The sequence below is a fragment of the Pseudomonas mosselii genome (assembly GCF_003205295.1).
In the GTDB taxonomy this organism is placed as follows: domain Bacteria; phylum Pseudomonadota; class Gammaproteobacteria; order Pseudomonadales; family Pseudomonadaceae; genus Aquipseudomonas; species Aquipseudomonas mosselii_B.
This window is the reverse complement of sequence record NZ_QJRP01000032.1, coordinates 25576-52352: the sequence shown is the minus strand read 5'-3', so window position 1 is coordinate 52352 and position 26777 is coordinate 25576. Positions and strand designations below refer to the sequence as shown.

General features: G+C 64.9%; 25 protein-coding genes. 17 read left to right on the top strand and 8 right to left on the bottom strand.

What is annotated here, in order from left to right; translation table 11 throughout:
- The 5 genes from DMX06_RS21790 to DMX06_RS21770 all read left to right on the top strand — a co-directional run.
- The coding region (locus DMX06_RS21790; protein WP_110739305.1) for a glycerate kinase type-2 family protein at window positions 1–1210 on the top strand (1210 nt) is incomplete at its 5' end.
- The gene (pyk, locus tag DMX06_RS21785) at window positions 1207–2622 is read left to right on the top strand and encodes a pyruvate kinase (RefSeq protein WP_110739304.1); all 1416 of its coding nucleotides are present in this window, start codon (window positions 1207–1209) and stop codon (window positions 2620–2622) included. The genes DMX06_RS21790 and pyk, both read left to right, overlap by 4 nt.
- A gap of 207 nt (window positions 2623–2829) precedes the next feature.
- Window positions 2830–3705 carry an urea transporter gene (locus DMX06_RS21780; RefSeq protein ID WP_110739303.1) on the top strand — a complete coding sequence of 292 codons (876 nt, stop codon included), beginning with the start codon at window positions 2830–2832 and terminating at the stop codon, window positions 3703–3705.
- 45 nt (window positions 3706–3750) lie between these two features.
- On the top strand, window positions 3751–4572 hold the full coding sequence (locus DMX06_RS21775) for an ion transporter (RefSeq protein ID WP_110739302.1): 822 nt from the start codon (window positions 3751–3753) through the stop codon (window positions 4570–4572).
- Between the two features lie 221 nt (window positions 4573–4793).
- Window positions 4794–5792 (top strand): sulfate ABC transporter substrate-binding protein, encoded by a 999-nt coding sequence (locus DMX06_RS21770; RefSeq protein WP_050706612.1) that lies wholly within the window; start codon window positions 4794–4796, stop codon window positions 5790–5792.
- A 208-nt stretch (window positions 5793–6000) separates the two neighbouring features.
- Here DMX06_RS21770 and DMX06_RS21765 read toward each other — a convergent pair whose 3' ends face one another.
- Window positions 6001–6930 carry a class I SAM-dependent methyltransferase gene (locus DMX06_RS21765; RefSeq protein WP_110739301.1) on the bottom strand — a complete coding sequence of 310 codons (930 nt, stop codon included), beginning with the start codon at window positions 6928–6930 and terminating at the stop codon, window positions 6001–6003.
- A gap of 161 nt (window positions 6931–7091) precedes the next feature.
- Here DMX06_RS21765 and DMX06_RS21760 point away from each other — a divergent pair, with 161 nt between their 5' ends.
- The 4 genes from DMX06_RS21760 (at window position 7092) to DMX06_RS21745 (ending at window position 13405) form a co-directional block, all read left to right on the top strand.
- Entirely contained in the window at window positions 7092–7745 is a 654-nt protein-coding gene (locus DMX06_RS21760; protein WP_110739300.1) for a DsbA family oxidoreductase, read from the top strand.
- A complete protein-coding gene (locus DMX06_RS21755; protein ID WP_110739299.1) occupies window positions 7742–8845 on the top strand; it encodes an efflux RND transporter periplasmic adaptor subunit in 1104 nt (367 codons plus the stop codon). Before DMX06_RS21760 ends, DMX06_RS21755 begins: the two co-directional genes overlap by 4 nt.
- Before the next feature lie 36 nt (window positions 8846–8881).
- On the top strand, window positions 8882–11959 hold the full coding sequence (locus tag DMX06_RS21750; RefSeq protein WP_050706615.1) for a MexW/MexI family multidrug efflux RND transporter permease subunit: 3078 nt from the start codon (window positions 8882–8884) through the stop codon (window positions 11957–11959).
- Between the two features lie 78 nt (window positions 11960–12037).
- Entirely contained in the window at window positions 12038–13405 is a 1368-nt protein-coding gene (locus DMX06_RS21745; RefSeq protein ID WP_110739298.1) for a TolC family outer membrane protein, read from the top strand.
- A 190-nt stretch (window positions 13406–13595) separates the two neighbouring features.
- On the opposite strand, the gene DMX06_RS21740 is transcribed toward DMX06_RS21745, so the two are convergent.
- From DMX06_RS21740 to DMX06_RS26380, 4 genes are all read right to left on the bottom strand, one after another.
- The gene (locus tag DMX06_RS21740) at window positions 13596–13799 is read right to left on the bottom strand and encodes a DUF3077 domain-containing protein (protein WP_110739297.1); all 204 of its coding nucleotides are present in this window, start codon (window positions 13797–13799) and stop codon (window positions 13596–13598) included.
- A gap of 32 nt (window positions 13800–13831) precedes the next feature.
- Window positions 13832–14071, bottom strand: coding sequence for a hypothetical protein (locus DMX06_RS21735; RefSeq protein WP_110739296.1), 240 nt, complete (start codon window positions 14069–14071; stop codon window positions 13832–13834).
- A 554-nt stretch (window positions 14072–14625) separates the two neighbouring features.
- The gene (locus tag DMX06_RS21730; protein WP_052896062.1) at window positions 14626–15522 is read right to left on the bottom strand and encodes a LysR family transcriptional regulator; all 897 of its coding nucleotides are present in this window, start codon (window positions 15520–15522) and stop codon (window positions 14626–14628) included.
- 453 nt (window positions 15523–15975) lie between these two features.
- A complete protein-coding gene (locus DMX06_RS26380) occupies window positions 15976–16182 on the bottom strand; it encodes a hypothetical protein (RefSeq protein ID WP_162232977.1) in 207 nt (68 codons plus the stop codon).
- Between DMX06_RS26380 and DMX06_RS21725 the strand changes: the two genes are divergently transcribed.
- From DMX06_RS21725 to DMX06_RS21690, 8 genes are all read left to right on the top strand, one after another.
- Complete coding sequence (locus DMX06_RS21725) at window positions 16105–17292, top strand: hydroxymethylglutaryl-CoA synthase (protein WP_062360730.1); 1188 nt, start codon at window positions 16105–16107, stop codon at window positions 17290–17292. The genes DMX06_RS26380 and DMX06_RS21725 overlap by 78 nt on opposite strands.
- Window positions 17293–17297: 5 nt before the next feature.
- A complete protein-coding gene (locus DMX06_RS21720; RefSeq protein WP_110739294.1) occupies window positions 17298–18080 on the top strand; it encodes an enoyl-CoA hydratase-related protein in 783 nt (260 codons plus the stop codon).
- An 80-nt stretch (window positions 18081–18160) separates the two neighbouring features.
- The gene (asnB, locus tag DMX06_RS21715) at window positions 18161–20104 is read left to right on the top strand and encodes an asparagine synthase (glutamine-hydrolyzing) (RefSeq protein WP_110739293.1); all 1944 of its coding nucleotides are present in this window, start codon (window positions 18161–18163) and stop codon (window positions 20102–20104) included.
- Complete coding sequence (locus DMX06_RS21710; RefSeq protein ID WP_110739292.1) at window positions 20101–21225, top strand: FAD-dependent oxidoreductase; 1125 nt, start codon at window positions 20101–20103, stop codon at window positions 21223–21225. The genes asnB and DMX06_RS21710 overlap by 4 nt, the downstream gene beginning before the upstream one ends.
- Window positions 21226–21235: 10 nt before the next feature.
- A complete protein-coding gene (locus DMX06_RS21705) occupies window positions 21236–22312 on the top strand; it encodes an acyl-CoA dehydrogenase family protein (RefSeq protein WP_110739291.1) in 1077 nt (358 codons plus the stop codon).
- Window positions 22313–22323: 11 nt separating this feature from the next.
- Window positions 22324–22761, top strand: a complete 438-nt coding sequence (locus tag DMX06_RS21700) for a PaaI family thioesterase (protein ID WP_028692820.1) — start codon at window positions 22324–22326, stop codon at window positions 22759–22761.
- 206 nt (window positions 22762–22967) lie between these two features.
- Entirely contained in the window at window positions 22968–23615 is a 648-nt protein-coding gene (locus tag DMX06_RS21695) for an FMN-dependent NADH-azoreductase (protein WP_050706621.1), read from the top strand.
- A gap of 1 nt (window position 23616) precedes the next feature.
- On the top strand, window positions 23617–24477 hold the full coding sequence (locus DMX06_RS21690) for a glutathione S-transferase C-terminal domain-containing protein (protein ID WP_051555768.1): 861 nt from the start codon (window positions 23617–23619) through the stop codon (window positions 24475–24477).
- 480 nt (window positions 24478–24957) lie between these two features.
- Here the strand turns inward: DMX06_RS21690 and DMX06_RS21685 are convergent, their stop codons facing one another.
- The 3 genes from DMX06_RS21685 to DMX06_RS26185 form a co-directional block, all read right to left on the bottom strand.
- Window positions 24958–25434, bottom strand: coding sequence for a hypothetical protein (locus tag DMX06_RS21685; protein WP_110739290.1), 477 nt, complete (start codon window positions 25432–25434; stop codon window positions 24958–24960).
- A gap of 89 nt (window positions 25435–25523) precedes the next feature.
- Window positions 25524–25871, bottom strand: a complete 348-nt coding sequence (locus tag DMX06_RS21680; protein ID WP_110739289.1) for a DUF3969 family protein — start codon at window positions 25869–25871, stop codon at window positions 25524–25526.
- Window positions 25872–26104: 233 nt separating this feature from the next.
- Window positions 26105–26554 (bottom strand): hypothetical protein, encoded by a 450-nt coding sequence (locus tag DMX06_RS26185; RefSeq protein WP_146232229.1) that lies wholly within the window; start codon window positions 26552–26554, stop codon window positions 26105–26107.
- Window positions 26555–26777: the final 223 nt, after the last annotated feature.

The window sequence follows — 26777 nt, the reverse complement described above, 5'->3', positions numbered from 1 at the left end:
CCGCCAGGTCCTCGAACCCCACCTGCCCGCCGACCGCAGCGGCCGGGTCATCGTCATCGGCGCCGGCAAGGCCGCCGCGGCCATGGCCGAAGTGGTCGAGAAAAGCTGGCAGGGCGAAGTCTCCGGCCTGGTGGTCACCCGCTACGGCCATGGCGCCAGTTGCCAGAAGATCGAGGTGGTCGAAGCCGCCCACCCGGTCCCCGATGCCGCAGGCCTGGCCGTGGCCAAGCGCGTGCTCGACCTGGTCAGCAACCTGAGCGAAGACGACCGCGTCATCTTCCTGCTGTCCGGCGGTGGCTCGGCCCTGCTGGCCCTGCCCGCCGAAGGCCTGACCCTGGCCGACAAGCAGCAGATCAACAAGGCCCTGCTGAAATCCGGCGCCACCATCGGCGAGATGAACTGCGTGCGCAAGCACCTCTCGGCGATCAAGGGCGGCCGCCTGGCCAAGGCCTGCTGGCCAGCCACCGTCTACACCTATGCGATTTCCGACGTGCCCGGCGACCTCGCCACGGTCATCGCCTCCGGCCCCACCGTGGCCGACCCGAGCACCTCGGCCGACGCCCTGGCGATCATCAAGCGCTACAACATCGACGCGCCCAAGGCCGTCATCGACTGGCTCAACAACCCGGCCTCCGAGACCGTCAAGGCCGATGATCCGGCCCTGGCCCGCAGCCACTTCCAGCTGATCGCCAGGCCCCAGCAGTCGCTGGAGGCCGCCGCGGTGAAAGCCCGCCAGGCCGGATTCAGCCCGCTGATCCTCGGCGACCTGGAAGGCGAGTCGCGCGAAGTGGCCAAGGTGCATGCCGGCATCGCCCGGCAGATCGTCCTGCACGGCCAGCCGCTCAAGGCACCCTGCGTGATCCTCTCCGGCGGCGAGACCACCGTCACCGTGCGCGGCAACGGCCGTGGCGGGCGCAACGCCGAGTTCCTGCTCAGCCTCACCGAAAGCCTCAAGGGCCTGCCCGGCGTGTACGCCCTGGCCGGCGACACCGACGGCATCGATGGCTCGGAGGACAACGCCGGCGCCTTCATGACCCCGGACAGCTTCGCTCGCGCCGAGGCCCTGGGCCTGTCGGCCAGCGATGAGCTGGACAACAACAACGGCTATGGCTACTTCGCCGCCCTCGACGCGCTGATCGTCACCGAGCCGACCCGCACCAACGTCAACGACTTCCGTGCCATCCTGATCCTCGAGACTCCGCAATCATGACGCCTGATAAAAAAGTCAAAATCCTCGCCACCCTCGGGCCTGCGATCAAAGGCATCGATGACATCCGCCAGCTGGTCGAGGCCGGGGTAAATATCTTCCGCCTCAACTTCAGCCACGGCGAACACACCGACCACGCCCTGCGCTACCAGTGGATCCGCGAAGTCGAGCAGCAGCTCAACTATCCGCTGGGCATCCTCATGGACCTGCAGGGGCCAAAGCTGCGCGTCGGCCGTTTCGCCGACGGCAAGGTCCAGCTGCAACGCGGCCAGGCCCTGCGCCTGGACCTGGACAAAACCCCGGGCGACAGCCGCCGGGTCAACCTGCCGCACCCGGAGATCATCGCCGCGCTGGAGCCGGGCATGGACCTGCTGCTGGACGACGGCAAGCTGCGCCTGCGCGTCACCGCCAAGCACGGCGACGCCATCGACACCGAAGTGCTGGCCGGTGGCGAGCTGTCCGACCGCAAGGGCGTCAACGTGCCCCAGGCAGTGCTCGACCTCTCCCCGCTGACCGAAAAGGACCGCCGCGACCTGGCCTTCGGCCTGGAGCTTGGCGTGGACTGGGTGGCGCTGTCGTTCGTCCAGCGTCCCGAGGACATCGTCGAGGCGCGCCAGCTGATCGGTGACCGCGCCTACCTGATGGCCAAGATCGAGAAGCCCTCGGCGGTCGAGCAGCTGCAGGCCATCGCCGAGCTGTCCGACGCGATCATGGTCGCCCGTGGCGACCTGGGCGTGGAAGTGCCGGCCGAGAGCGTGCCGCAGATCCAGAAGGGCATCATCAATACCTGCCGCCAGCTGGGCAAGCCTGTGGTGGTGGCCACCCAGATGCTCGAGTCGATGCGCTTCTCCCCGGCCCCGACCCGCGCCGAAGTTACCGACGTGGCCAACGCCGTGGCCGAAGGCGCGGATGCTGTGATGCTGTCGGCCGAGACCGCCTCGGGCGACTACCCGCTGGAAGCGGTGCAGATGATGAGCAAGATCATCCGCCAGGTGGAAAACGGCCCGGACTACCAGGCCCAGCTCGACGTCGGCCGGCCCAAGGCCGAAGCCACGGTGTCCGATGCCATCAGCTGCGCGATCCGTCGCATCAGCGGCATCCTGCCGGTGGCGGTGCTGGTCAACTACAGCGAGTCGGGGAATTCCACCCTGCGCGCCGCCCGCGAGCGGCCACGGGCGCCGATCCTCAACCTGACGCCGAACCTCAACACCGCGCGCCGCCTGAGCGTGGCCTGGGGCGTGCACTCGGTGGTCAACGACCGCCTGCGCCAGGTCGACGAGGTGGTCTCCACGGCGCTGGAGATCGCCCAGGCACAAGGCATGGCCAGCCGTGGCGACACGCTGCTGATCACCGCAGGTGTGCCTTTCGGCAAGCCGGGTTCGACTAACACCTTGCGGATCGAGACCTTGGTTTGAGATCGCCGGGGGCGCTCTGCGCCCCTTTCGCGACACAAGGCCGCTCCTACAGGGATCGCGCCCAGGCATGAATACACGATCCCTGTAGGAGCGGCCTTGTGTCGCGATTGGAGGGCGCAGCCCTCCCCATACACCGATGTAACAGAACTGCGGAAAACCGAGGCCCAAAGAGGCCCACCGCTCCCCCACCCACCTTGCCGACTGCCCATGTACACCAAGAATTTCGTCAACCCGTGCCCCGACTGGGCCACGGCCTTGCTCAACGGCTTCAGCCAGGTGCTGCTGCTGCGCAATCCCCTGTGTGGCCTGTGCTGCCTGCTGGCCATCCTGCTGACCGCGCCGAACCTGGTCGGCGGCGCCCTGCTCGGCGCCCTCGCCGGCCTGCTCACCGCCCAGCGCCGCGGCTACGACCGCGCCGATCGCCAGGCCGGGCTGTACTGCTACAACGGCGTGCTGATCGGCATCCTGATCAGCGCCGTGCTGCCTTGGTCGGCGATCCTGCCGCCGCTGATCATCGCCGCCGGCGGCCTGTCGAGCATGCTCACCCACCAGTGGCGCAAGCGTGGCGGCAAGCTGCTGATCGCCTACACCGCACCCTTCGTGCTGCTGGGCTGGGCCACCCTGCTGCTGGCCGAGCCCTCGATCAGCAGCTTCGTCGAAGCCGATCCGGTGTATGCGCTACTGCGCGGCGTGGGGCAGATCTTCCTGCTCAACAAGCCCATGGCCGGCCTGCTGATCGTCATCGGCATGTACTTCGCCAACCCTTATGCCGCCACCTGGGCACTGATCGGCTCGGCCATCGGTGGCGGTGTCGCGCTGTTAGCGGGGGAAACGCAGGCCGCGTGGCTGGGGCTGTATGGCTTCAATGCGGCACTGGCCGCCCTGGCCTTCAGCCGCCAGGGCGAGAAACCCTGGGTGACCTTGCTCGCCATCGCCTGCGCCCTGCTGTTGCAGCCGTTGTTCAATCTGCTGCCGATCGCCGGGCTGACCGCGCCGTTCGTCACCGCCTGCTGGCTCATGCACGTAGGCAACCACCTGGCCCAGCTCAACCAGCGCCGCAACGCGCCTCGCTTGCACAGCTGAAACACAGCCCCTAGGCTCTGCCCATTCGCACAATGGAACGCGCCCATGGACAACCCTTCGAGCCTGCGCGAGCGGCTCTACGTCATCGTCTTCCAGACCGACACCACGGCTGGAAGGCGCTTCGACAAGATGCTCCTGCTGATCATCCTGGCCAGCCTGGTCACGGTGATCCTCGACAGCATCGACGATGTTCACCAGAACTACGCCGGGCTGCTGGCCGGGATCGAGTGGGGTTTCACGGCGATCTTCCTCGCCGAGTACATCACCCGCCTGTACTGCTCGCCCAAGCCGCTGCGCTATGCCTTCAGTTTCTACGGGCTGGTCGACCTGCTGGCGATCGTGCCGGGGATCATCGCCCTGTACTACAGCGACGCGCAGTACCTGTTGATCATCCGCGTGGTGCGCATGCTGCGGATCTTCCGCGTGCTCAAGCTCAGCCCCTACCTCAAGCAGGCCCATTACCTGCTGGCGGCGCTGCAGGGCAGCAAGCAGAAGATCATCGTGTTCCTGGTCAGCGTGTCGACCCTGGTCACCGTGTTCGGCACGCTGATGTATGTGATCGAAGGACCGGAGCACGGCTTTACCAGCATTCCCAAGGGCATCTACTGGGCCATCGTCACCCTGACCACGGTAGGCTTCGGCGATATCGTGCCGAAGACGCCGCTGGGGCAGGTGTTGTCATCGCTGGTGATGATCACCGGTTACTCGATCATTGCCGTGCCCACCGGCATCTTCACCGCCGAATTGGCCAATGCCCTGCGCGGTGAGCAGTTGCAGCATGACTGCCCGACCTGCGCCAAGCATCACCACGAACATGGCGCGGCGTTCTGTTCGCGCTGTGGCAATGCGTTGTTTCCCAAGCAGTGAGGCTGACTGTGCTGGCCCTTTCGCGGGTAATCCCGCTCCCACAGGGATTTCGCAGTGTTCAAGGGCTGCTGAGTACCTGTGGGAGCGGGTTTACCCGCGAAGAGGCCGGCACTGACAACGACATAACCAAAGACCGTTTTGTTCTTTAACCCACGCAAAGCCACCCGCTATAGTCGCTGGCAAATCGCCAACCCTTTGAACCAGAACAAGGAATGCCCCCAGTGAAAAAACTCTTCAGCGCCTCGCTGCTCGCCGCGGGCCTGGCCCTGGGCAACCTCGCCCAAGCCGCCCCTACCCTGCTCAACGTCTCCTACGACGTGATGCGCGACTTCTACAAGGACTACAACCCGGCGTTCCAGAAGCACTGGGAGAAAGAGCACAACGAGAAGGTCAACCTGCAGATGTCCTTCGGCGGCTCGAGCAAGCAGGCGCGCGCGGTGATCGATGGCCTGCCAGCCGATGTGATCACCATGAACATGGCCACCGACATCAACGCCCTGGCCGACAACGGCAAGCTGGTGCCGGACAACTGGGTGAGCCGCCTGCCGAACAACAGCGCGCCGTTCACCTCGGCCACCGTGTTCATCGTGCGCAAGGGCAACCCCAAGGCGCTGAAGGACTGGCCGGACCTGCTCAAGGACGGCGTGCAGGTGATCGTGCCCAACCCCAAGACCTCGGGTAACGGCCGCTACACCTACCTCTCGGCCTGGGGCTACGTGCTCAAGCAGGGCGGTGACGAAACCAAGGCCCGCGACTTCGTCGGCAAGCTGTTCAAGCAGGCGCCGGTGCTGGACACCGGTGGCCGCGCCGCCACCACCACTTTCATGACCAACCAGATCGGCGATGTGCTGGTAACGTTCGAGAACGAGGCCGAGATGATCGCCCGCGAATTCGGCCGCGACCAGTTCGAGGTGATCTACCCGAGCGTGTCGGCCGAGGCCGAGCCACCGGTGAGCGTGGTGGACAAGGTGGTGGCCAAGAAAGGCACCCAGGCCGTGGCCGAGGAATACCTGAAGTACCTGTGGTCGCCCGAGGCCCAGGAGATCGCCGCGAACAACTACCTGCGCCCGCGTGACGCTACCGTACTGGCCAAGTACACCGACCGCTTCCCGAAAGTCGACTTCCTGTCGGTGGAGAAGACCTTCGGCGACTGGCGCACCGTGCAGAAGACCCACTTTAATGACGGTGGCGTGTTCGACCAGATCTATACCAACAAGTAACCAACGCCCGCTCTCAAGGAGCAAACCGTAACTCATAGATTTAGCTAGACCCTGTGGGAGCGGCCTTGCGTCGCGAAAGGGGCGCGTAGCGGCCCCAGATTCCGAGCCACCATCGAAATTACTGGGGCTGCTGCGCAGCCCTTTCGCGACGCAAGGCCGCTCCCACAGGGGGACAGTTCTCTGGGCGATCTCCTACAAGAGTCCTGCTTCATGCCTGCTGGCGGAAAACCAAGGCTTTGAGGCCACCCTCCGGATCCGCATCCGGAAACTCCGGCGGATTCTCCAGCCGCTCGACGAACGCCAGCCCCGGCGCCTGCTCGGCCATCCCCTCGATGAGAAACTGCGGCCCGATCCCCGGATCGTTGACGCAAGCCAGCACCGTGCCGCCTTCGTTCAGCAACTCCGGCAAACGCCGAAGGATCTTGGCGTAGTCCTGGGTCAGCACGAAGCTGCCGCGCTGGAAGGTCGGCGGGTCGATGATGATCAGGTCATACGGCCCGTACTTGCGCACCTTGCCCCACGACTTGAAGAGCTCATGCCCCAGGTACGCGACCCGCGAGGCGTCATGGCCGTTGAGCCGGTGGTTGTCGCGGCCCCGGGACAGCGCCGACTTGGCCATGTCGAGGTTGACCACCTGCTCGGCGCCACCGGCGATCGCCGCCACCGAAAAGCCGCAGGTGTAGGCGAACAGGTTGAGCACGCGCTTGCCGGCCGCCTGCTCGCGCACCCAGCGTCGGCCGTAGCGCATGTCGAGGAACAGGCCGTTGTTCTGGCGCACGCCCAGGTCGAGCAGGTACTTCAGGCCGTCCTCGATCACCTCGCGCTGCTGGCACGGCGCGCCCCACAGCCACTGCCCGGGGCTGTCCGGCAGGTAGCGGTGCTGCAGCAGAATGGCCTGGCCGGCCCACTGCGGGCGCTCGGCCAGCGCCATCAGCATCGCTTCCAGCTCCGCCAGCTGGCCCTCGGGCGGCTCGCGGAACAGCGCCACCAGCAGCACGCCATCGAGCCAGTCGACGGTGATCTGCTCGAGCCCCGGCCAGCAGCGGCCACGGCCATGGAACAGGCGGCGGGTCTCCAGGGGGGCGGGATCGAGGGCGGCGAGCAAGTGCTGCTCGAGGGTGGCGATGGCTGGGCTCATGTCGGCTACGGTCAGGCAAAAGCGCCATTCTACCCGCTCGCGGCCGGGCCGGGCGGCCATCGATGAAGGGGATGAGAGGGTTTGCGGCACTTTTGTCGCTTTTTTCTTGCCGGGGCGCTGTGGATAGTGCGGCCATCCCTCCCTGAAACCGGATCACTGCCATGTCACCCCTGAAAGTCGAATTCTTCCACGATGTCGTCTGCGGCTGGTGCTTCGTCCTCGCCCCGCGCCTCAAGCAGCTGCAGGACGAACTCAACCTGGACATCCAGCACCGCAGCTTCATCCTGCAGACCAGCCGCGAGGCGATGGTCGAGCGCTTCGGCTCGATGCCCAAGGCCAAGGAAACCATCCTCAGCCACTGGCTGTCGTGCTCGCGCGCCGAGGACGTCAAGCGCATCAACATCGAAGCCATGCGCCAGCAGGACTTCGAGTACCCCACCGGCCTGCTCGCCGGCCTGGCCTGCCAGACCGCCAAGGCGCTGGGCGGCAACGAAGGTCACGAGCGCATGTTCGACCGTCTGCAGGAAGCCCACCTGGTGCAGGCCCGCAACATCGGCGACCGCGCCACCGTGCTGGCGGTGGCCGCCGAGGCCGGCTTCGACCCGCAGGCCTTCGCCACGGCATTCGACCAGCAGGCGCCGCAGATGCTCGACGAAGAGCTGGCCCTGGGCCGGCGCCTGGGCATCAGTTCGGTGCCCAGCCTGGTGATCGATGGCCGCTACCTGGTCCCCGGCGCCCTGAGCCTCGAGCAACTGCGCCAGACCTTCATCCAGGTCCGTGCCAACCAGAACCAGGCACAAGGAGCCGCACAATGAACAATCGCTACTGGATCGCCGCCGGCGCCTCGCTGTCGCTGCTGACCATGGCCCTGCTGCCCGCCCCGGCTGTGATGGCCAACGACGCCCCCGCCGCCCAGGCCAACGCCACCCCGGTGGCGGTCGCCCGGGTGCAGTCCGGCCCCATGCCGCAGGTGCTCAGCGCCGTCGGCACCCTGGAGGCGGTGCACCAGGTCAATGTCTCGCCGGAAGTCGGCGGGCGCATCACCGCGCTGGAGTTCACCGCCGGCAAGGCCGTGGCCGCCGGCCAAGTGCTGGTCAAGCTCAACGACGCGCCCGAGCGCGGCGAGCTGGCCAAGCTGCAGGCCCAGGCCAAGAACGCCAAGCTGGCCCTGGAGCGCACGCGCAAGGTGCTGCCGCTGGCCTCCACCCAGGCCCAGCTCGACCAGGCCCAGGCCAACTACGACCAGTTGCTTGGCGAGATCGCCCAGGTCCAGGCGCAGATCGCGCAGAAGACCATCCGCGCCCCGTTCGCCGGCGTGCTGGGCATTCGCAAGGTCAACCTCGGCCAGTACGTCAGCCCCGGCGACAGCCTGGTGACCCTCACCGAGCTGTCGCGCCTGCATGTCAACTTCCCGCTGCCCGAGCAGTCCGCCGCCGCCCTGCAGGCGGGCCAGGCCATCACCCTCAAGGTCGACGCCTGGCCGCAGCAGCGCTTTGTCGCCGCGGTCACCACCCTGGAGCCGCAGATCGATCCGGGTGCCCGCTCCATGCAGGTGCAAGCGACCCTCGACAACCCCGGCCAGCAACTCAAGCCGGGCATGTTCGCCAACGTCAGCATCGAGCTGCCGAGCCACGCCGACGTGCTCAGCGTGCCGGAAACGGCGATCAGCTACAGCGCCTACGGCAACTCGCTGTACGTGCTGCGCGAGAAGGACGGCGCGCTGCGCGTGGAGCAGGTGTTCGTCAAGCTCGGCGCCCGCCGCGACGACCGTGTAGTGGTGCTCGACGCGCTGACCCCGGGCGACCGCGTGGTGGTGTCCGGGCAGATCCGCCTGAGCAATGGCATGCCGGTGCGGGTCACCGACGACACCCTGGCCGCCAGCACCACGCGCAAGCCGGACCTGGCCCAGCAGTAATGGGTTTGCGTGCCACTGAAAAGGACCTGTAGCACCATGAAATTCACCGACCTGTTCATCCGCCGCCCGGTACTGACCCTGGTGGTCTGCGCGATGATCGTCATGCTTGGCCTGCTGGCGCTGCTGAACCTGCCGATCCGCCAGTACCCGCAGCTGGAAAGCGCGACCATCACCATCACCACCGAATACCCCGGCGCCCGCTCGCAGCTGATGCAGGGCTTCGTCACCCAACCCATCTCGCAAGCCGTGGCCTCGGTCGACGGCGTCGACTACCTGAGCTCGACCTCGACCCAGGGCAAGAGCGTCATCAGCGTGCGCCTGAAGCTCAACGCCGACTCCAACAAGGCCCTCACCGAGATCATGGCCGCCGTCAACCAGGTCAAGTACCGCCTGCCCGAAGGCGCCTACGACTCGGTGGTGGCCAAGTCCTCCGGTGAAGGCACGGCGGTGATCTACATCGGCTTCTCGAGCAAGGACATCGGCCTGCCGGCGATCACCGACTACATCTCGCGGGTGGTGCAGCCACGCGTGGCGGCCATCGACGGCGTCGCCGAGGCGCAGATCCTCGGCGGCCAGAAGCTGGCCATGCGCCTGTGGCTGGACCCGGCGCGCATGGCCGCGCGCAACCTGTCGGCCAGCGACGTGGCCGAGGCCATCCGCCAGAACAACTTCCAGGCCGCCCCCGGGCAGACCAAGGGCCAGTACGTCTCGGCCAACATCAACATCAACACCGACCTGACCAGCGTCGACCAGTTCCGCCAGATGGTGGTGCGCCGCGACGGCGACACGCTGATCCGCCTGAGCGACATCGGCACCGCCGAGCTCGGCGCCACCTCCTACGACACCAGCGGCATCATGGACGGCGAGCCGGCGGTGTTCATTGGCCTGCACGCCACCCCCGCCGGCAACCCGCTGACCATCGTCGGCGCGGTGCAGGAGATGATGCCGCAGATCCGCGAGACCATGCCGCCGGGCATGACCGCCAACATCGTGTTCGAAGTGGCGCGCTTCATCCAGGCGTCCATCGACGAGGTGGTCAAGACCCTGATCGAGGCCGTGGTGATCGTCGCCGTGGTGATCTTCCTGTTCCTCGGCTCGCTGCGCAGCGTGCTGATCCCGCTGGTGACCATCCCGCTGTCGCTGATCGGCGCGGCGGCGATCATGAGCCTGTTCGGTTTCAGCATCAACCTGCTGACCCTGCTGTCGATGGTCCTGGCCATCGGCCTGGTGGTGGACGACGCCATCGTCGTGGTGGAGAACGTCCACCGGCATATCGAGGAAGGCAAGTCGCCCTTGCAGGCGGCGCTGGTCGGTGCCCGCGAGATCGCCGGCCCAGTGATCGCCATGACCCTGACCCTGGCCGCGGTGTACGCACCCATCGGCCTGATGGGCGGGCTCACCGGCGCGCTGTTCAAGGAGTTCGCCTTCACCCTCGCCGGCGCCGTGGTGGTGTCCGGCGTGGTGGCGCTGACCCTGTCGCCGGTGATGAGCGCCTTCCTGCTCAACCGCCAGGCCAGCGAAGGGCCGATGGCCCGTGGCGCCGAGCGCTTCTTCCAGTGGTTGGGCAAGGGCTACGGCCGCGTGCTGGACGTGTCCCTGCACCACCGCTGGCTGACCCTGGCGATTGCCGCGGCGGTGTTCGTCAGCCTGCCGATCCTCTACCTCGGCGCCCAGCGCGAACTGGCGCCGGTCGAGGACCAGGCCCAGGTGCTGGCAGTGGCCAAGGCCCCTCAGTACGCCAACATCGACTACACCGAGATGTACGCGCACCGCATGGACCGCCTGTTCGCCACCTTCCCGGAAACCGACATCACCTGGGTGGTCAACGGCAACGACGGCCCGCGCACCGCGTTCGGCGGCGCCAACCTGAGCACCTGGGAAAAGCGCCAGCGCAGCGCCGACCAGCTGCAGGCCGAGATCCAGAAAGCCGTCGGCGAGATCGAGGGCGTGGCCATCTTCGCCTTCCAGCTGCCGCCACTGCCTGGCTCCACCGGCGGCCTGCCGGTGCAGATGGTGATCCAGAGTTCCCAGGACCACCGCGTGGTGTTCGACGCCATGGACAAGATCAAGCAGGCGGCCATGGCCAGCGGCCTGTTCGCCGTGGTCGACAGCGACCTGGACTTCAACAGCCCGCTGGTCAACATCAACATCGACCGCAGCAAGGCCAACGACCTGGGCATCAGCATGCAGGCCATCGGCGACGCCCTGGCGGTGCTGGTGGGCGAGAACTACGTCAACCGCTTCGCCCTCGACGGCCGTTCCTACGATGTGATCCCGCAGGTGGCGCGAGCCCAGCGCCTGTCGGCCGAGATGCTGGTCGGCCAGTACGTCAAGGCCGCCAACGGCGCCCAGGTGCCGCTGTCGACCCTGGTCAGCTTCGACATGTCGATCGAGCCCAACAAGCTGACCCAGTTCAACCAGCTCAACTCCGCCACCCTGCAGGCAGTGCCGGCACCGGGCGTGAGCATCGGCGACGCGGTGCAGTTCCTCGCCGCCCAGGCCAATGCCCTGCCCACCGGCTTCAGCCATGACTGGCTGTCGGATGCCCGCCAGTTCGTTCAGGAAGGCAGTGCCCTGGTGGTGACGTTCATCTTCGCCATCCTGGTCATCTACCTGGTGCTGGCGGCACAGTTCGAAAGCCTGCGCGACCCGCTGGTGATCCTGGTCAGCGTGCCGATGTCGGTGTGCGGCGCACTGATCCCGCTGTACCTGGGCTACGCCACGGTGAACATCTACACGCAGATCGGCCTGGTGACCCTGGTCGGCCTGATCAGCAAGCACGGCATCCTCATGGTCGAGTTCGCCAACGAGCTGCAGCAGGCCGACCAGCTCGACCGCCGCACGGCCATCGAGCGCGCAGCGCAGATCCGCCTGCGGCCGATCCTGATGACCACCGCGGCCATGGTGGTGGGCCTGGTGCCGCTGCTGCTGGCCAGTGGCGCCGGTGCCCACAGCCGCTTCAGCCTGGGCCTGGTGATCGTCATCGGCATGCTGGTCGGCACGCTGTTCACCCTGTTCATCCTGCCCACCGTGTACTCGCTGCTGGCCAAGGACCACCGCGCCAGCGAAGACCCACGCCTGCAGGAACTGGCCGCCTACACCCAGCCGGCCTAACCCTTTAGCCCGCCCTCCCCTGTGGCAGCCGTGATCGGCTGCCCCTGGGAGCGGCCGGCCCGAATAAAGAGAAACGACATGCTACGTAAGACCCTTCTGCCCCTGCTGCTGCTGGCGCCCCTGGCCCAGGCCGTTGCCGCCGACCGTGCGACGCTGATGTCGGTGTACGCCCAGGTGGTCGAGCACAACAGTGACATGGCCGCCGCCCGCGAGAACTACCTGGCCCGCCGCGAGGCCGTGCCCCTGGCCCGCGCCCGCCTGCTGCCGCAGGTGGCCCTGGATGCCGAGGCCGGCGACGTGCGCAGCGACCGCCGCCAGGTCGAGCAGCGCAGCGGCAGCCTGTACCGCCTGAGCCTCGACCAGCCGCTGTTCGACCTCAGCCGCTGGTTCGACTTCAAGGCCGCGCAGTCCGAGAACGAACAGGCCGAACTGGACTTCTCGGCGTTCCAGCAGCAGCTGATCCTCGACACCGCCACCGCCTACTTCGACACCCTGCTGGCCGAGGACAACCTGGCCACCGCCAAGGCCGAGCTGCGCGCCTTCGACCGCCAGTTGCAGCAGACCCGGCTGAGCTATGACGCCGGCCTGTCCGACCAGAACGACATGCTCTCGGCCCAGGCCAGCTTCGACCGCGCCAGCGCCAACCTGATCGACAGCCAGCGCCGCAGCGAGGACGCCTACCAGGCGCTGATGCGCCTGACCGGCCAGGCGCAACCGGCATTGGCCGGGATCCGCCACAGCCTGCCGGTGCAGGCGCCGGTGCCCGAGCGCGCCGAGGCCTGGGTCGAACAGGCCATGGCGCAGAACCTGCGCCTGCGCGCCAGCCAGGCCGCCGTCAGCCAGGCCGGCCAGACCCTGCGCAGCAGCAAGGCCGATCACCTGCCGACCTTCAACCTGGCCATGGGCTACAGCGAGGGCGACAGCGACCTGATGGACTCCAGCGCGCACTTCGGCCAGCGCTCCGGCAACCAGCGCGACAGCTCGGTGATGGTGCAGATGAAGCTGCCGCTGTTCAGCGGCGGCGGCACCAGCGCGCGAGTGCGCCAGGCCACCCATGAGCTGGCGCGCACCGAGTACGGCCGCACCAGCCTCGAGCGCGAGGTGCTGGAAGGTTCGCGCAACGCCTTCCGCGCGGTGGTCAGCGATGTCGAGCAGGTGCGCGCGCGACGCCAGAGCATCGTCTCCAGCCAGGGCTCGTTGCGGGCCACCGAGGCGGGGTATGAGGTGGGCAGCCGCAACATCGTCGATATCCTCGATGCGCAGCGCGACCTGTACAACGCGGTGCGCGACTACAACGTCTCGCGCTATGCCTACATCGTCGACAGCCTGCGGCTCAAGCAACAGGCCGGCAGCCTGAGCCCGGATGACCTGCGCGAGCTGGCGGGGTATCTGAAGCTGGATTACGAGCCGGAGCGGGATTTCCTGCCGAGTGATCTGCGCGGGTAAGGTATTGGCAATCGCGGGGCCCGCTCCCACGACAGCGTGTTCAGCGTCATCCCTTTCAAGGTGTTGAGAATTGGCGTCCGGCTTGGGCTTGCCGGGGCTGCTTTGCAGCCCTTTCGCGACACAAGGCCGCTCCTACAGGGGCGCGCGGTCACCTGTAGGAGCGGCCTTGTGCCGCGATAGGGCCATCGGATCAACCGCAGCGGTTCATCCCCAACTCCATATCATCAATCAACGCCTTGGCCATGGCACTCAACATGCGCGCTGCGCTGCCCGCCATCAGGTCGCCCTCCATCTCGGCCTCACAGGTGAGGTGGCGAATGCAGCCAAGCAGCACCGACAATTCGCTGAAGGCATCCGCGAAGGGGATGCCCGGCTCGACCTTGAACAGGTCCATGCAACGGGTCCGGCCTGCGGTACGTGCGTTGGTCATGGCTGTACCCCTGGCTTGTGTTCGAGCAAGGCACAGGCCAGCTGGCCGAGGTAGTCGCTGGCGGTGAACAGACGGTCCTGGGCTTCGCCGGGGTCGGTCTTGAAGTAGATATCGAGGACATCGGAAATGGCGGTGGCCACTTCGACGGCGGCGGTCATGGCTTCTTCGTGGGTGAGGGTCGGGCGGATAGCGATGAAGGGGGCTAGACGGGGTAGGTCTGGGACGATCTTTTTCATGGTCAACACTCCTGCGCAGTTCAAGAATGCTGCCCTCCGGCGCCTTTCTCACGGGACAAAGGGTGGCAGCCGTGCACGGGGTGAGAAACCGAGGCGCAAGAGAAACTCGGCCAGACCGAAGTCTGCCCGGGCACGGCTGCCATAACTGGATTGCCGATACTTTACGCCTCGGGTTCTCACGCCCGGTCACCTGGTGTGGCGACCCAGTGAAGTTATCCGTGGGGTGTTTCCCCGACAACACGGCGGCTTCCGGCAAGCGCGTAGGATAGTTCCCAAGCCTTGCTGGCTGAAGCATTTGGTTTCAGGTTCGGAAACATCTGACAGTTTTCGAGATGGTCGGGGCTGCTGCGCAGCCCTTTCGCGACACAAGGCCGCTCCCACAGGGACCGCGCCATGGCAGAACCGACACATATCCTGTGGGAGCAGCCTTGTGTCGCGAAAGGGCCGCGCAGCGGCCCCGGTGAGCTAAAGCCAAACGCTGACTCAGAACACCTTGAACGGCGGTGACCTGGAATCGACACCGCAATGAAATGCACATCAAGCTGCCCCAACAATCACCCCGGCCGATACTCCCTGCACCGCTCCCGCAGTATCTGCGCCAGCAACCGCACCTCGGGACTGTGCCGATACTCCTCGGGATACCCCATGTACATCGGCACCTCCCGCTCCCGCTGATGCTGCAGGTTGACCCGCACCAACCGCCCTTGCGCCAACCCCTGCTGCACCCGATGCTCCGGTAGCCAGGCAAAGCCCATCCCCCGTTCGACGAAACTCTCGGCCGCCGCCAGGCTGCTCACCGTCCAGCGCTGCGAGGTCCCCAGCCAGCCACTGTTCTGCGAATTGCGCGTGCCGGAATCGCGGATCACCACTTGCCGGTGGTTCTTCATGTCGTCCAGGCTCAACTCGCCCTGCGCCGCGCTGAGCGGGTGGCTGGCCCCCACCACGCAGACCAGCGAGACATTGAGCAGGAACTCCTGCAGGTAACCGGAAGGCAGGCTGCTGGCGATCCCCAGCTCGACCTTGCCGTCCTCCAGCAGCTCGCGGGCCCCGGACAACGCCGTTTCGTACAGGCGGATACGGTGATCCTTGTACTCCAGGGCAAACTCCTGCAATGCCTGCTGCAGCAATTCGATGGGGAACAGCACATCCACCGCCAGCGCCTGCTCGGTAAACAGCCCCGGCTGGTACTGGTTGGCCAGGTGCTCGAGCTTCTGCGCCGCCCCCAGCAGGTGCTTGGCCTGGGGCAGCAGGGCCTTGCCCAGGGAGGTGAGCACGGCCTTGCGGCCTTCGATGATGAACAGCTCCTGGCCCAGGAGCATTTCCATGCGGTTGACCGAGTGGCTGATGGCCGACTGCGACTTGTACATGTGCTCGCCGGCCTGCTGGAAACCGCCGCACTCGACCGTGCAGACGAACGCGCGCCACTGATCGAGACTGATCTTGGAAAACACCACTACCTCCTTGTGTACCCGAAAGCCGGGCGACGAATCCTTTGTCCTGCGGCGTTGTACCACAGCTGCGTACGACACATGAAGACCATGCCGCGATGCACGCACTTTTTGTCACTATTCGCCCGGCGCGGTTCGTGCGACAACAACCTCCCTCACGGTGCCCGGCACTAATGGATGAATAATGGACAAGGAAGTCCCGACCATGCAGATATGCACAAGCGATACGGCATAAATATATAGCCAAAACAACAGGTCAATCAGGCGATAACACCGCCATAAAATTTTCATATTAAAACAATTGAAAATTTTAATTGCCCAATTGTTCGACAATCCGCTCATCCCCCTTTGCACAAGCCGCGTGGAATCACGGGGCGCACGCCTGTGCGCGATAAATAAACGCCGAACTTTCCACCCTCAAAAAACCATGAACTGGCGTCATCAATCCCATCGGAATTATTCGCTTTTTTTGGCAAAAGCTTCAGCCGCAATAATTAAATGGCCAGCAGGGTCTGGCACCGGAACAACAAGACCGGTTGTGTATTTTGGGATTTTTTCAACAGTGAAAAATAATTGGGCATACACATGAAAATCGGCATTGATGATATTGGGCTGTCTGTACCGCAACACTTTTTCGCACTGGAAGAACTTGCCGAACGGCATGGTATCGATCCGCAGAAATACCTGGTCGGCATCGGCCAGGAGTTCATGGCCGTGCCGGCACCGGACGAAGACATCGTGACCCTGGCGGCCAACGCTGCCCTGCCACTGCTCGATGACGCCACCCGCGCCTCGATCGCCACGGTGATCCTCGCCACCGAGAGCGGCATCGACCAGTCCAAGGCCGCCGGCCTGTTCGTCCACAGCCTGCTCGGCCTGCGTGCCGACTGCCGCGTGGTGGAGTTCAAGCAGGCCTGCTACGGCGCCACCGCCGGCTTGCAGATGGCCCGTGCGCTGGTCGCCCAGCGCCCTCACGAGAAGGTGCTGGTGATCGCGACCGACATCGCCCGCTACGAGCAGAACTCCGAAGGTGAATGCACCCAGGGCGCCGGCGCCGTGGCCATGATCGTGGCCGAAAACCCGCGCCTGCTGGAACTGCACCCGCACCAGGGCCGCTACAGCCTGGACGTCTCGGACTTCTGGCGGCCGAACCTGCGCAGCACCGCGCTGGTCGACGGCAAGCTGTCGATCGAGGTCTACCTGGAGTCGCTGCGCAACGCCTGGCAGAGCTACCGCGCCGACGGCGGCCTGGGCCTGGAAGACATGAGCTTCCTGTGCTTCCACCAGCCGTTCACCAAGATGGCGAAGAAAGCCTTCTCGGTGTTCGAGGCGATCGAACCCGAAGCGGCCAAGGCCCTGGGCGAGAAGGCCTATTCCACCAGCCAGCTGTACGGCAAGGCCATCGGCAACTGCTACACCGCCTCGCTGTACATCGCCCTGCTGTCGCTGCTGGACAACAGCGACGAGGACCTGACCGGGCGCAACATCGGCCTGTTCAGCTACGGTTCGGGCAGCGTCGGCGAGTTCTTCAGCGCCACCGTGGTGCCGGGCTACCAGGCCCATTCGCGGCGCAAGGCGCATGCGCGCATGCTGGCCAGCCGCACCCGCCTGGGCCATGAGCAGTACAGCAGCTGGTTCTACGGCGACAACCACCCGGCCGTGGCTGACTACAGCACCCCGTACGTCACCGGCGGCGCGTTCCGCTACGGCGGTTGCGAGGGCTATCGCCGTCAGTACGAGAGCACCGCCCTGTCCCTGAAGATGGCGAGCTGACGACCATGAGCGACGTGCTGCTGAGCTGGCCGCAACCCGCGGTCGCCTGCCTGACCCTGAACCGTCCGCATGCCGGCAACGCCCTCGACGAGGCCCTGCTCGGGGCCTTGCACGAGCAGCTGCAGGCCCTCGCCGAGCACCCGGGGCTGCGCGCCCTGGTGCTCGACGGCGCCGGCGAGCACCTGTGCACCGGGGCGGACCTGGAGTGGATGCGCCGCAGCCGCGACTTCGACCATGCGCGCAACCTGGAGGACGCCAGCCTGCTGGCCAACGTCCTGCAGCGCCTGGACGACTTCCCGGTGCCGGTGCTGATGCTGGCCCGCGGCGCGGTGTTCGGCGGGGCCCTGGGCCTGCTGTGCTGCGCCGACCACGTGCTGGCCGCCGAGGATGCGCGCTTCTGCTTCAGCGAGGCGCGCCTGGGCCTGGCCCCGGCCTTGATCAGCCCCTACGTGGTGCGCGCCATGGGCGTGCGCCAGGCACGGCGCTACATGCTCTCGGCCGAGGTGTTCGGCACCGAGGATGCGCTGCGCCTGCAGCTGGTCCACCGCCTGGTGCCCGCCGCCGAGCTGGAGCAGGCCCGCGACCGCTGGCTGGCCACCCTGCTGCAGACCGGCCCCCAGGCCAGTCGCGAGATCAAGCAGATGCTGGCGCGCCTGGCAGGCCGCGACCATCTGCTCGACGAGCAGGGTTGCAACCTGCAGCTGATCGCCCGCCTGCGCACCTCCAGCGAGGGCCAGCACGGTCTTGCCGCCTTCTTCGAACGCAGCCGCCCCGACTGGGCGCAATGAACCCTGGGTGCGCGGACCACGAAGCCCGCGCCGTTCCGGCGTCGCCGACGACGCCCGACCTATGAGAAAAGGATTTTGCCATGTGTGGTTTCATCGGTGTCTACCAGTCCAAACGCAACAGCATCAGCGACCAGTCGATCCTCGACGCCCTGGCCGCCATCAACCACCGCGGCCCGGACGAGCACAGCCTGTGGCGTGACCCGGGCGAGCGCGCCGTGCTCGGCCACACCCGCCTGAGCATCATCGGCCTGGACAACGGCATGCAGCCGATCGTCGCCGACGAAGGCGACCTGGCGGTGATCGTCAACGGCGAGTTCTACGACCATGAGCGCATCCGTACCGAGCTGCAGGCCGAAGGCGCGATCTTCAAGACCGCCTCGGACAGCGAGATCGCCCTGCACCTGTACCGTCGTTCCGGCATGGCCGGGCTCAAGGAGCTGCGCGGCGAGTTCGCCATGGTCCTGTTCGACCGCCGTCGCCGCCTGATGCTGGCGGTACGCGACCGCCTGGGCATCAAGCCGCTGTTCTACACCCAGCATGAAGGCAACTGGTACTTCGCCTCCGAGATCAAGGCCCTGCTGGCCGCCGGCGTCAACCCGACCTGGGACGAGAACGCCTACGCCAGCCGCGCCTTCTACCTGCGCGACCACACCCTGTTCGAAGGCGTGCGCAGCGTGCAACCAGGCTGCTGGGTGATGGTCGACCACGGCGGCCTGCACAGCGGCCGCTACTGGGACATGGAATTCGCCCGCCGCGACACCCCGGCGCCGAGCGACGAGGCCGGCATGATCGAATCCGTGCGCGCCGCCATCGAAGAAGCGGTGCGCCTGCGCCTGCGCGCCGACGTGCCGATGGGCGTGTACCTGAGCGGCGGCATCGACTCCTCGGCGATGCTGGGCATGGCCACCGCCCTCAAGGGCGAGCCGCTGGACGCCTTCAACCTGTCGTTCACCGACATGGACGACTACGACGAGAACCGTTTCGCACGCATGGCCGCCGAGCACAACGGCGCGCGCTTCCACACCATCGAGATCACCCAGGACGACCTGGCGGACAACTTCGAGCAGGCGGTGTGGCACAACGAGACGCCGTTCTTCAACGCCCACGGCGTGGCCAAGTACATCCTCAGCAAGGAAGTGCGCAAGGCCGGCCTGAAGGTGGTGCTGACCGGCGAAGGCGCCGACGAAGTGTTCGCCGGCTACCCGCACTTCCGCCGCGACATGCTGCTGTACAACAACGAACAACAAGACCCGAAAGTCATCGACCTGCTGCGCCAGCGCATCCAGGCCAACGAGCAGGGCTACACCAACGCGCACATGCCCCATGACATCCACTGGATGGTCGACCAGCTCAAGCACGGCGTGTCGTGGCTGGACAACCAGGCCGGCTGGTTCAAGGCCCTGGAGAGCCTGTACCGCGGCGACTTCCGCGACCACTTCACCGGTGTCGACCCGTACCGCCAGTTCTTCGACCGCCTCGACCACGGCAAGCTCGCCGACCGCGACCCGGTGCACAACTCCATGTACCTGTGGGCCAAGTCGTACCTGCCGAACTTCGTCCTCACCACCCTGGGCGACCGCATGGAAATGGCCAACAGCATCGAAGGCCGCGTACCGCTGCTCGACCACCACGTGGTCGAACTGGCCTGCCAGCTGCCGGTGTGGATGAAGGTGCGCGGCGCCACCGAGAAGTACGTATTCCGCGAAGCCATGCGCCCCTACCTGCCCAAGGCCCTGTACGAGCGCAAGAAGCACTACTTCCGCGCCCCGCCGGCCACCCTGCAGCAGCAAGGCCGCCTGTGGCAGCTGGTGCAGGACACCCTGCACAGCCGTGACCTGGACGCGCTGCCGTTCTTCGACGCGGCCAAGGTCCGCACCCTGCTCAAGCAGCTGCCGACCCTCAGCGCCCAGGAACAGGGCCTGCTCGACCCGATGCTGATGGAGCTGACCAGCCTGTGCCTGCTGCAGCGCCGCTACCGCATGAGCGGCCAGAGCTGGAACACCCTGAGCGAGGTGGCCGCATGAAAATCGCGATCATCGGCGCCGGCCTCAATGGCTTGGCCTGCGCCCTGATTCTCAAGCGCTTCGGCCTCGAGGCCACGGTGTACGAGCGGGCCCATGGCCCGCGCGACTCGGGCACCGGCATCTACGTCTGGCCCCAGGGCGTGCAGGTGCTGCGCTTCCTGTTCAACGACACCAGCTTCATCGGCCGCGGCAAGGCCATCGAGTTCCTCGACACCCATGGCCGCGACGGTCGCCTGATCCACAGCCAGCCGGTGCGCCCGGACGGCCTGGGGATCCCGGCGCCGGCGGTGATGTTCCCGCGCCCGGAGCTGTTCGGCCTGCTGCGCGAACGCCTGGCCCCCGGGCAGATCCGCTACCAGATGGGCTGCGAGAAGGTGGAGAAGGTCGGCGAACAGGCGCGGGTCACCTTCAGCAACGGCGAACAGGAAGACTTCGACCTGGTGATCGGCAGCGACGGCGTCGGCTCTACCGTGCGCCAGTGCCTGGAACCGGGCCTGACGCCCTACGACACGGGCCTGGTGGCCAGCCGCGGCATGGTCGAGTTCGACTCGCCGCTGCTGCTGCCCGACCGTTGCCAGATCTTCGCCTCGGAGTTCTCGCGGGTGGTCACCTACCCGCTGGCGGCCGACCGTCCGTACCGCTACTGGTTCGCCGCCTACCAGCACCGCAACCAGCCACTGCTCGACCGCGACGGCCTGGTGCGGCTGTTCGCCGACCTGCCGCCGGATGTGGTGCGGATGATGCAAGCCACCGAGCACGAGCAGATCCTCACCCACAAGATGATGGCGCTGACCGGCGCCGGCTGCTGGCAGAACGGCCGCGTGGTGATGCTCGGCGACAGCATCCACGCCATGCTGCCGACCCTCGGCTACGGCCTGACCCTGGGCCTGGAGAACGCCTTCATGCTCGCCCAGGCCCTGGTCGGCTGCTGCGACGAGCGCCTCGACAGTGCCCTGCAGCGCTACGAGATCCGCGCCGCCGAGCGTTCGCGGGTGATGCTGGAAGTGATGCGCGACATGACCGACCTGTACTACTTCGAGGAGGACAGTGCCATGACCTCCTCGCGGATCCGGCCGATCGTCGAGCGCTTCCACGACCTGGCCCTGACCACGGTGTTCTGAGGAGATCGCCATGAGTGACGCATACCGCCAGCGCCTGCAGGCCTTCGTCAGCGAGCGCATCACGCCGAACGTGGCGGCCTGGGAGCAGCTCGGCGCCTACCCGGCCACGCTCAACCGCGAGGCCGGCGCCGCCGGCCTGCTCGGCCTGGGCCACGACCACCGCCAGTTGCCGGACGACCCGCGGGCCGTGGCGGTGATGATCGAAGAACTGACCCGCAGCGGCGCCCAGGGCATCACCATGGGCCTGGGCTCGCACTTCGTCAGCCTCAAGGCGGTGCAGGCCACCGGCCACCCGATCGTCCACGACCTGGTGCCGGCGGTGCTCGACGGCCGCCAGAGCATTGCCCTGGCGATCACCGAGCGCCAGGCCGGCTCCGACCTGCGCGCCCTGGAGTGCCGGGCCACGCGCCAGGCCGATGGCTACCGGCTGAACGGGCACAAGGCGTTCATCTGCAACGCCACCCGCGCCGACTGGCTGCTGATGGTCGGCCACTGCGAGGACGGCCTGGCGCTGTTCCTGGTCGAGGGCTCCGCCGCCGGCATCCGTCACACCCCGCGCCAGGCCCTGGGCTGGCGCTGCCTGCCGCTGGCCGACCTGGAGCTTGTCGACGTGCCAGCGCTGCGCCTGACCGGCAAGGGCGGCGTCGGCCGCCTGCTGCAGGCCAGCCTGCAGCAGGAGCGGCTGAACCTGGCGGTGATGGCCATCACCAGCGCCGACATGGCCCTGCAGGCCGCCATCGACTGGTGCAAGAACCGCCAGGTCGGCGGCAAGCCGCTGTTCGACAAGTCGGTGATCCGCCAGCGCCTGGCCGAGCACTACGCGCAGCTGACGGTCAGCCGCCAGTTCGTCGACACCTGCGTGGCCCGCCAGGCCGAAGGCACCCTGGACGCGCATCAGGTGGCCATCGCCAAGAACAGCGCCGTGCAGACCCTGGAAACCCTGGCCCGCGACGCCGTGCAGCTGCATGGCGCCCACGGCTGCGTCGAGCCCTCGCTGGTCGAACGCATCCACCGCGACGCCCGCTTGCTGGCCATCGGCGGCGGCACCCACGAAATCATGCTGGAAATCATTGCCCGGCACCTGTGAAGGATCACACCATGAGCACCATCAGCGACCACGCCGCCGCGCACTCGCGCGCGCTGCTCGAACACGCCTACCAGCGCTACTGCGGGCTGGAAATGCTGGAACAGTCCCCCGGCCAGTGCACCTGCCGGCTGACCGTCACCGATGCCATCGACAACCTCAGCCAGACCCTGCACGGCGGGGTGATCTACTCGATGCTCGACGTCACCAGCATGCTCGCCACCCTGCCCCTGCTGGGGCCTGACGAGTACGCCCTGACCAACAGTTTCAACACCCTGCTGCTGTCGGCCACGCCACGGGATACCGAGGTGCTGTTCCACGCCAAGGTGATCCGCGACGGCCGCAACCTGATGTTCACCCAGGCCGAGGCCTGGCGGGTCAACGCCGACGGCAGCCAGACACGCATCGCCAGCGCACAGCTGAGCAAGTTCAGGCTCAAGCGCGAGTGGTAATGGCGTAATCACTCATCACGTTCATCGCGGGGCAAGCCCGCTCCCACGCGATATGTGGGAGCAGGCTTGCCCCGCGCTCGTTCCGGCACAGAGCCCCTGGCGATACATGACAACCTTAAGGGTAATACCCTGATTATCTGCGCTTTTCACTCCCGCCCGATTGCTCAAGACTGGCTGTCACACACATCACTGAAAGGATTCTCGCAATGAATCACAAGGTCCTGGTCATCCGCTCCTCGATCAAGTCCGATGGCGGCTTCTCCGGCCAACTGGTGGACAACTTCCTCAAGCAGCTCAAAGAGGTCAACCCCGAAGCTTCGGTGGTGGTGCGCGACCTGCACGCCCAGCCCATCCCGCACCTCAATGCGGTGACCATGGACGCCCTGTTCGGCGGTGACGCCAGCAGCATCGAGGCGGCCGCGGCGCTGAAACTGTCCAACGAACTGATCGAAGAAATCCAGGAAGCCGACCGCGTGGTCATCGGCCTGCCGCGCTACAACTTCGGCGCACCGTCGATCCTGCACACCTGGGTCGACTACATCGTGCGCGGCGGCGTTACCTTCACCTACGTCGACGGCGCCCCGGTCGGCCTGCTGGATGACAAGCCAGTGCACGTGCTCAACGCCAGCGGCGGCGTCTACAGCCAGGGCACCGACACCCTGGCCGGCTGGCTGTCGCAGACCCTGGGCTTCGTCGGCCTGAACAGCGTCGAGTTCATCTACGCCGAAGGCCTGGGCATGGGCGAAGAGAGCCTGGCCGCGGGCCTGGCCGCCGCCAACCTGAAGATCCAGCACAGCATCGCCGCCCTCGGCGAACGCCCATGCCCAAGCCTGGCCACCGCCGTAGGGAGGTAAGATGACCCGCAGCCAAGACAACCCGTCGGTCCAGGAGCTGTTCCTCAGCGAACTGGTGGCCGAGCCCAACCGCTACCACCTGTACATCTCCCACGCCTGCCCGTTCTCGCACCGGGTGCACCTGGTGCAGAGCCTGCTGGGCCTGGAAGACGCGCTGGACGTCACCTCGGTGGCGGCGCGCCGCCACGACCAGGGCTGGGAGTTCGACGAGCACGACCAGGACCCGCTGCACAAGGACGTCACCCTGCTGTCGAGCCTGTACGAGCGTTCGCGCCCGGGCTTCACCGGCAACCAGTCGGTGCCGGTGCTCTGGGACCGCCAGCAAAACCGCATCGTGCACAACGACTCGGCGGAGCTGGCGCTGCAGATGGCCACCCGCCTGCTGCCCCTGGCCAAGACCCCGATCGACCTGGTGCCCGACCGCTCCAGCTGCGACATCGTCGAGCTCAACCAGTGGCTGCACACCAACATAAACCGCATGGTCTACCACATGGGCTTCGCCCCGGACCAGGAGAGCTACGACCAGGCCTTCCAGCAGTTCTTCGCGGCCATGGACACCCTCGAGCACCGGCTGCGCAAGCAGCCGTACCTGGTGGGCGGCAAGCTGAGCCTGTCGGACCTGTTCCTGCTGCCCACGCTGATCCGCTACGAGGCGGTGTACTACGTGCACTTCAAGACCAACCACAAGACCCTGGCCGAGTACCCGGCGCTGTACCAGTACCTGGTGCGCCTGACGCAGATCCCGGCGATCTACCGCACCATCGACATGGCGCATATCAAGCTGCACTACTACTACTCGCACAACCACATCAACCCGACCCGGATCGTGCCCCAGGGGCCGGCGTTGAGCTGGTTGAACTGAGCAGTCGGCGTTTGCGGCCCTTTCCGGCCGGTCCGACGCCTCGGCAAGGCCGCTCCCACAGGAGAACGCGATCCCCTGTAGGAGATTGCGCAGCCCTCGGGCTGCGCAGTCGCGCAGGGAACAGGGAACAGGGAACAGGGAACAGGGAACAGGGAACAGGGAACAGGGTTCCAGCGTGGGAGCGGGCTTGCCCCGCGATCACCGGCGAAGCCGGTGCCAAACGCCGCATCGCGGGGCAAGCCCGCTCCCACGCTACTCCAGTCAAATCAAAGAATTATGTTTTGTTCCATGAGAGCGGCCTTGTGTCGCGAAAGGGCTGCATCGCAGCCCCGGCAGGTTGAAGCCGAATGCAGACTTCGAACAGCTTGAACTAACCGCGCTCAAGCAGGTGCAACATGGCACACCGGCACATCCGGCCACGTACCCTCGACCGACAGACACACTACATCCTCAGTACTGTCGTCAAAAGAACGGCAAAGCTCACCCACGCATTTCATGGAAGGTGACCACCGGGCCATACTCCTGATCGGAGTTAATAGCCTCTACGTGAAATCTTCTATCAGGGAATTGCGCCTTCAACACCATTCGCCAGGACATGGCCAGCACATCGGACAGCTGCTCAAAAACCACCTCGTCCACCGAAGATCCACACCCTGAAAACACATCGTACAGATGGGTGTGATTCAGCATCCCTTCAACACCAGCTTTATCACCTGAAAAATGATCAAGCCACACACGAAATGCGGGCTCGTCAAATTTCATTTCCAGTATCACCGAATCCTCGAACACGACGAAATCCGGGAACAGCCATTTGCAAAAAATCAAACTGTCCTCTGGACTGACGACATCTCCAATATAGGAAAACAGGTCGACAGATGCTGGTTCCTGCCAGCCGGCTCGCCAAGCCGCAAACTTTTTAAGCCCTGTCAATCTTGCAAAGGATTTGATTATTTTCATATTCGTGCGTTAAGGTGCAAAAGCGCAGTATAAATCGGGAACAGACCCACATCCACTCCCTTTCTTCGACACTGCCAGCGACATATAAACTACCTATATTCCACATGATCCGAATAGGCATCTAGCGGTGCCGTGACGGTTAAATACTCCGAAAAAGCATCAATAAGCCGTACAACCTCACTATCAAACCTATTGGGTAAGAGACCAAGCACATCTTCCAACTCACAACACTCCATAACAAGATCGCAGACAACTGAAGAAATTCCCTTCCTTCTAAAAACACTTGCCACACCCGGCGAGAACAACAAGCGCTCTGCTTCATCCAGTTCGATGACACCCGCCCTGACTGATGAAAGTAATCCAATCGCAGCCATCGCTAGAAAACGTCCAGCTTCATCAGCATTAAAAATTTTCACCTCCAGCGCTATATCGGTCACTTAACATTCCTCCAGTCGGATTTTTATCGACGCTGCCCCACTTTAGCTCTAACAAATAAGAAAAAACAAATGACACTGCTTGCTTTCGAAAAGGGGACAAATTTATTTTCTCTACTCTAATTTCGGTCTACCTGCATGGCTGCTAGATCCCTTCGCTACAAGGAACTGAAATTAGAGTAGGAAAAACAAATCAGTCTCCTTTTCTCTTCGCCGCCCTTTTTTCCTTGGACCCATCAATCAGCATCACCAGACCTTAACTTATAAATTACAGATTTTTGACCCGAACTCTTAAGCACCAATGTCCTGGAAAAATAATACGCCATCAACCTAACCGCATCAGGACTCTTCGCTCTCGCCTTCATCAGCTCTTTTATAATCAATGAAGCACTTAGCCGATGCGAAAACAAACGCCCTACAAACTGCCTTATAGTATTACTCCCTCCCCTTTCCAGCAGCTCCCTCATCAACTGCACCTGCTGCCGCTCTGCCAAATGCACTCGTGCGGCGACAGTAGCAGCGAGGCGAACATTAAAAGTTATCAGCTCACAAATAATATTTAACTTTTCATCTTCTGAAATCGACCTAACCTCATAACACAATTCATTTTCATCACATGAATTTCTATTGAGCGACAATCTGGCGATCAGCTCTCCAACTTGCTCACTCCTCGCTTGCCCATTCATATTCCGTTCACTCATACACTTTTAAAAATATCTTGCGACAATTTGACAACAGGGAATTGGACAGATTTACTTCTCCGACTAAAAGGGGACCGACCAAAAGGGGACAGATTTATTTTCCCTACTGCCAGGAGCTGGAATTATAGTAGGAAAAATAAATCAGGAAAAATAAATCTGTCCCCTTTTCCGATCCAATGTTGCGCCACCAACCCTCCCCTCAGCAGTT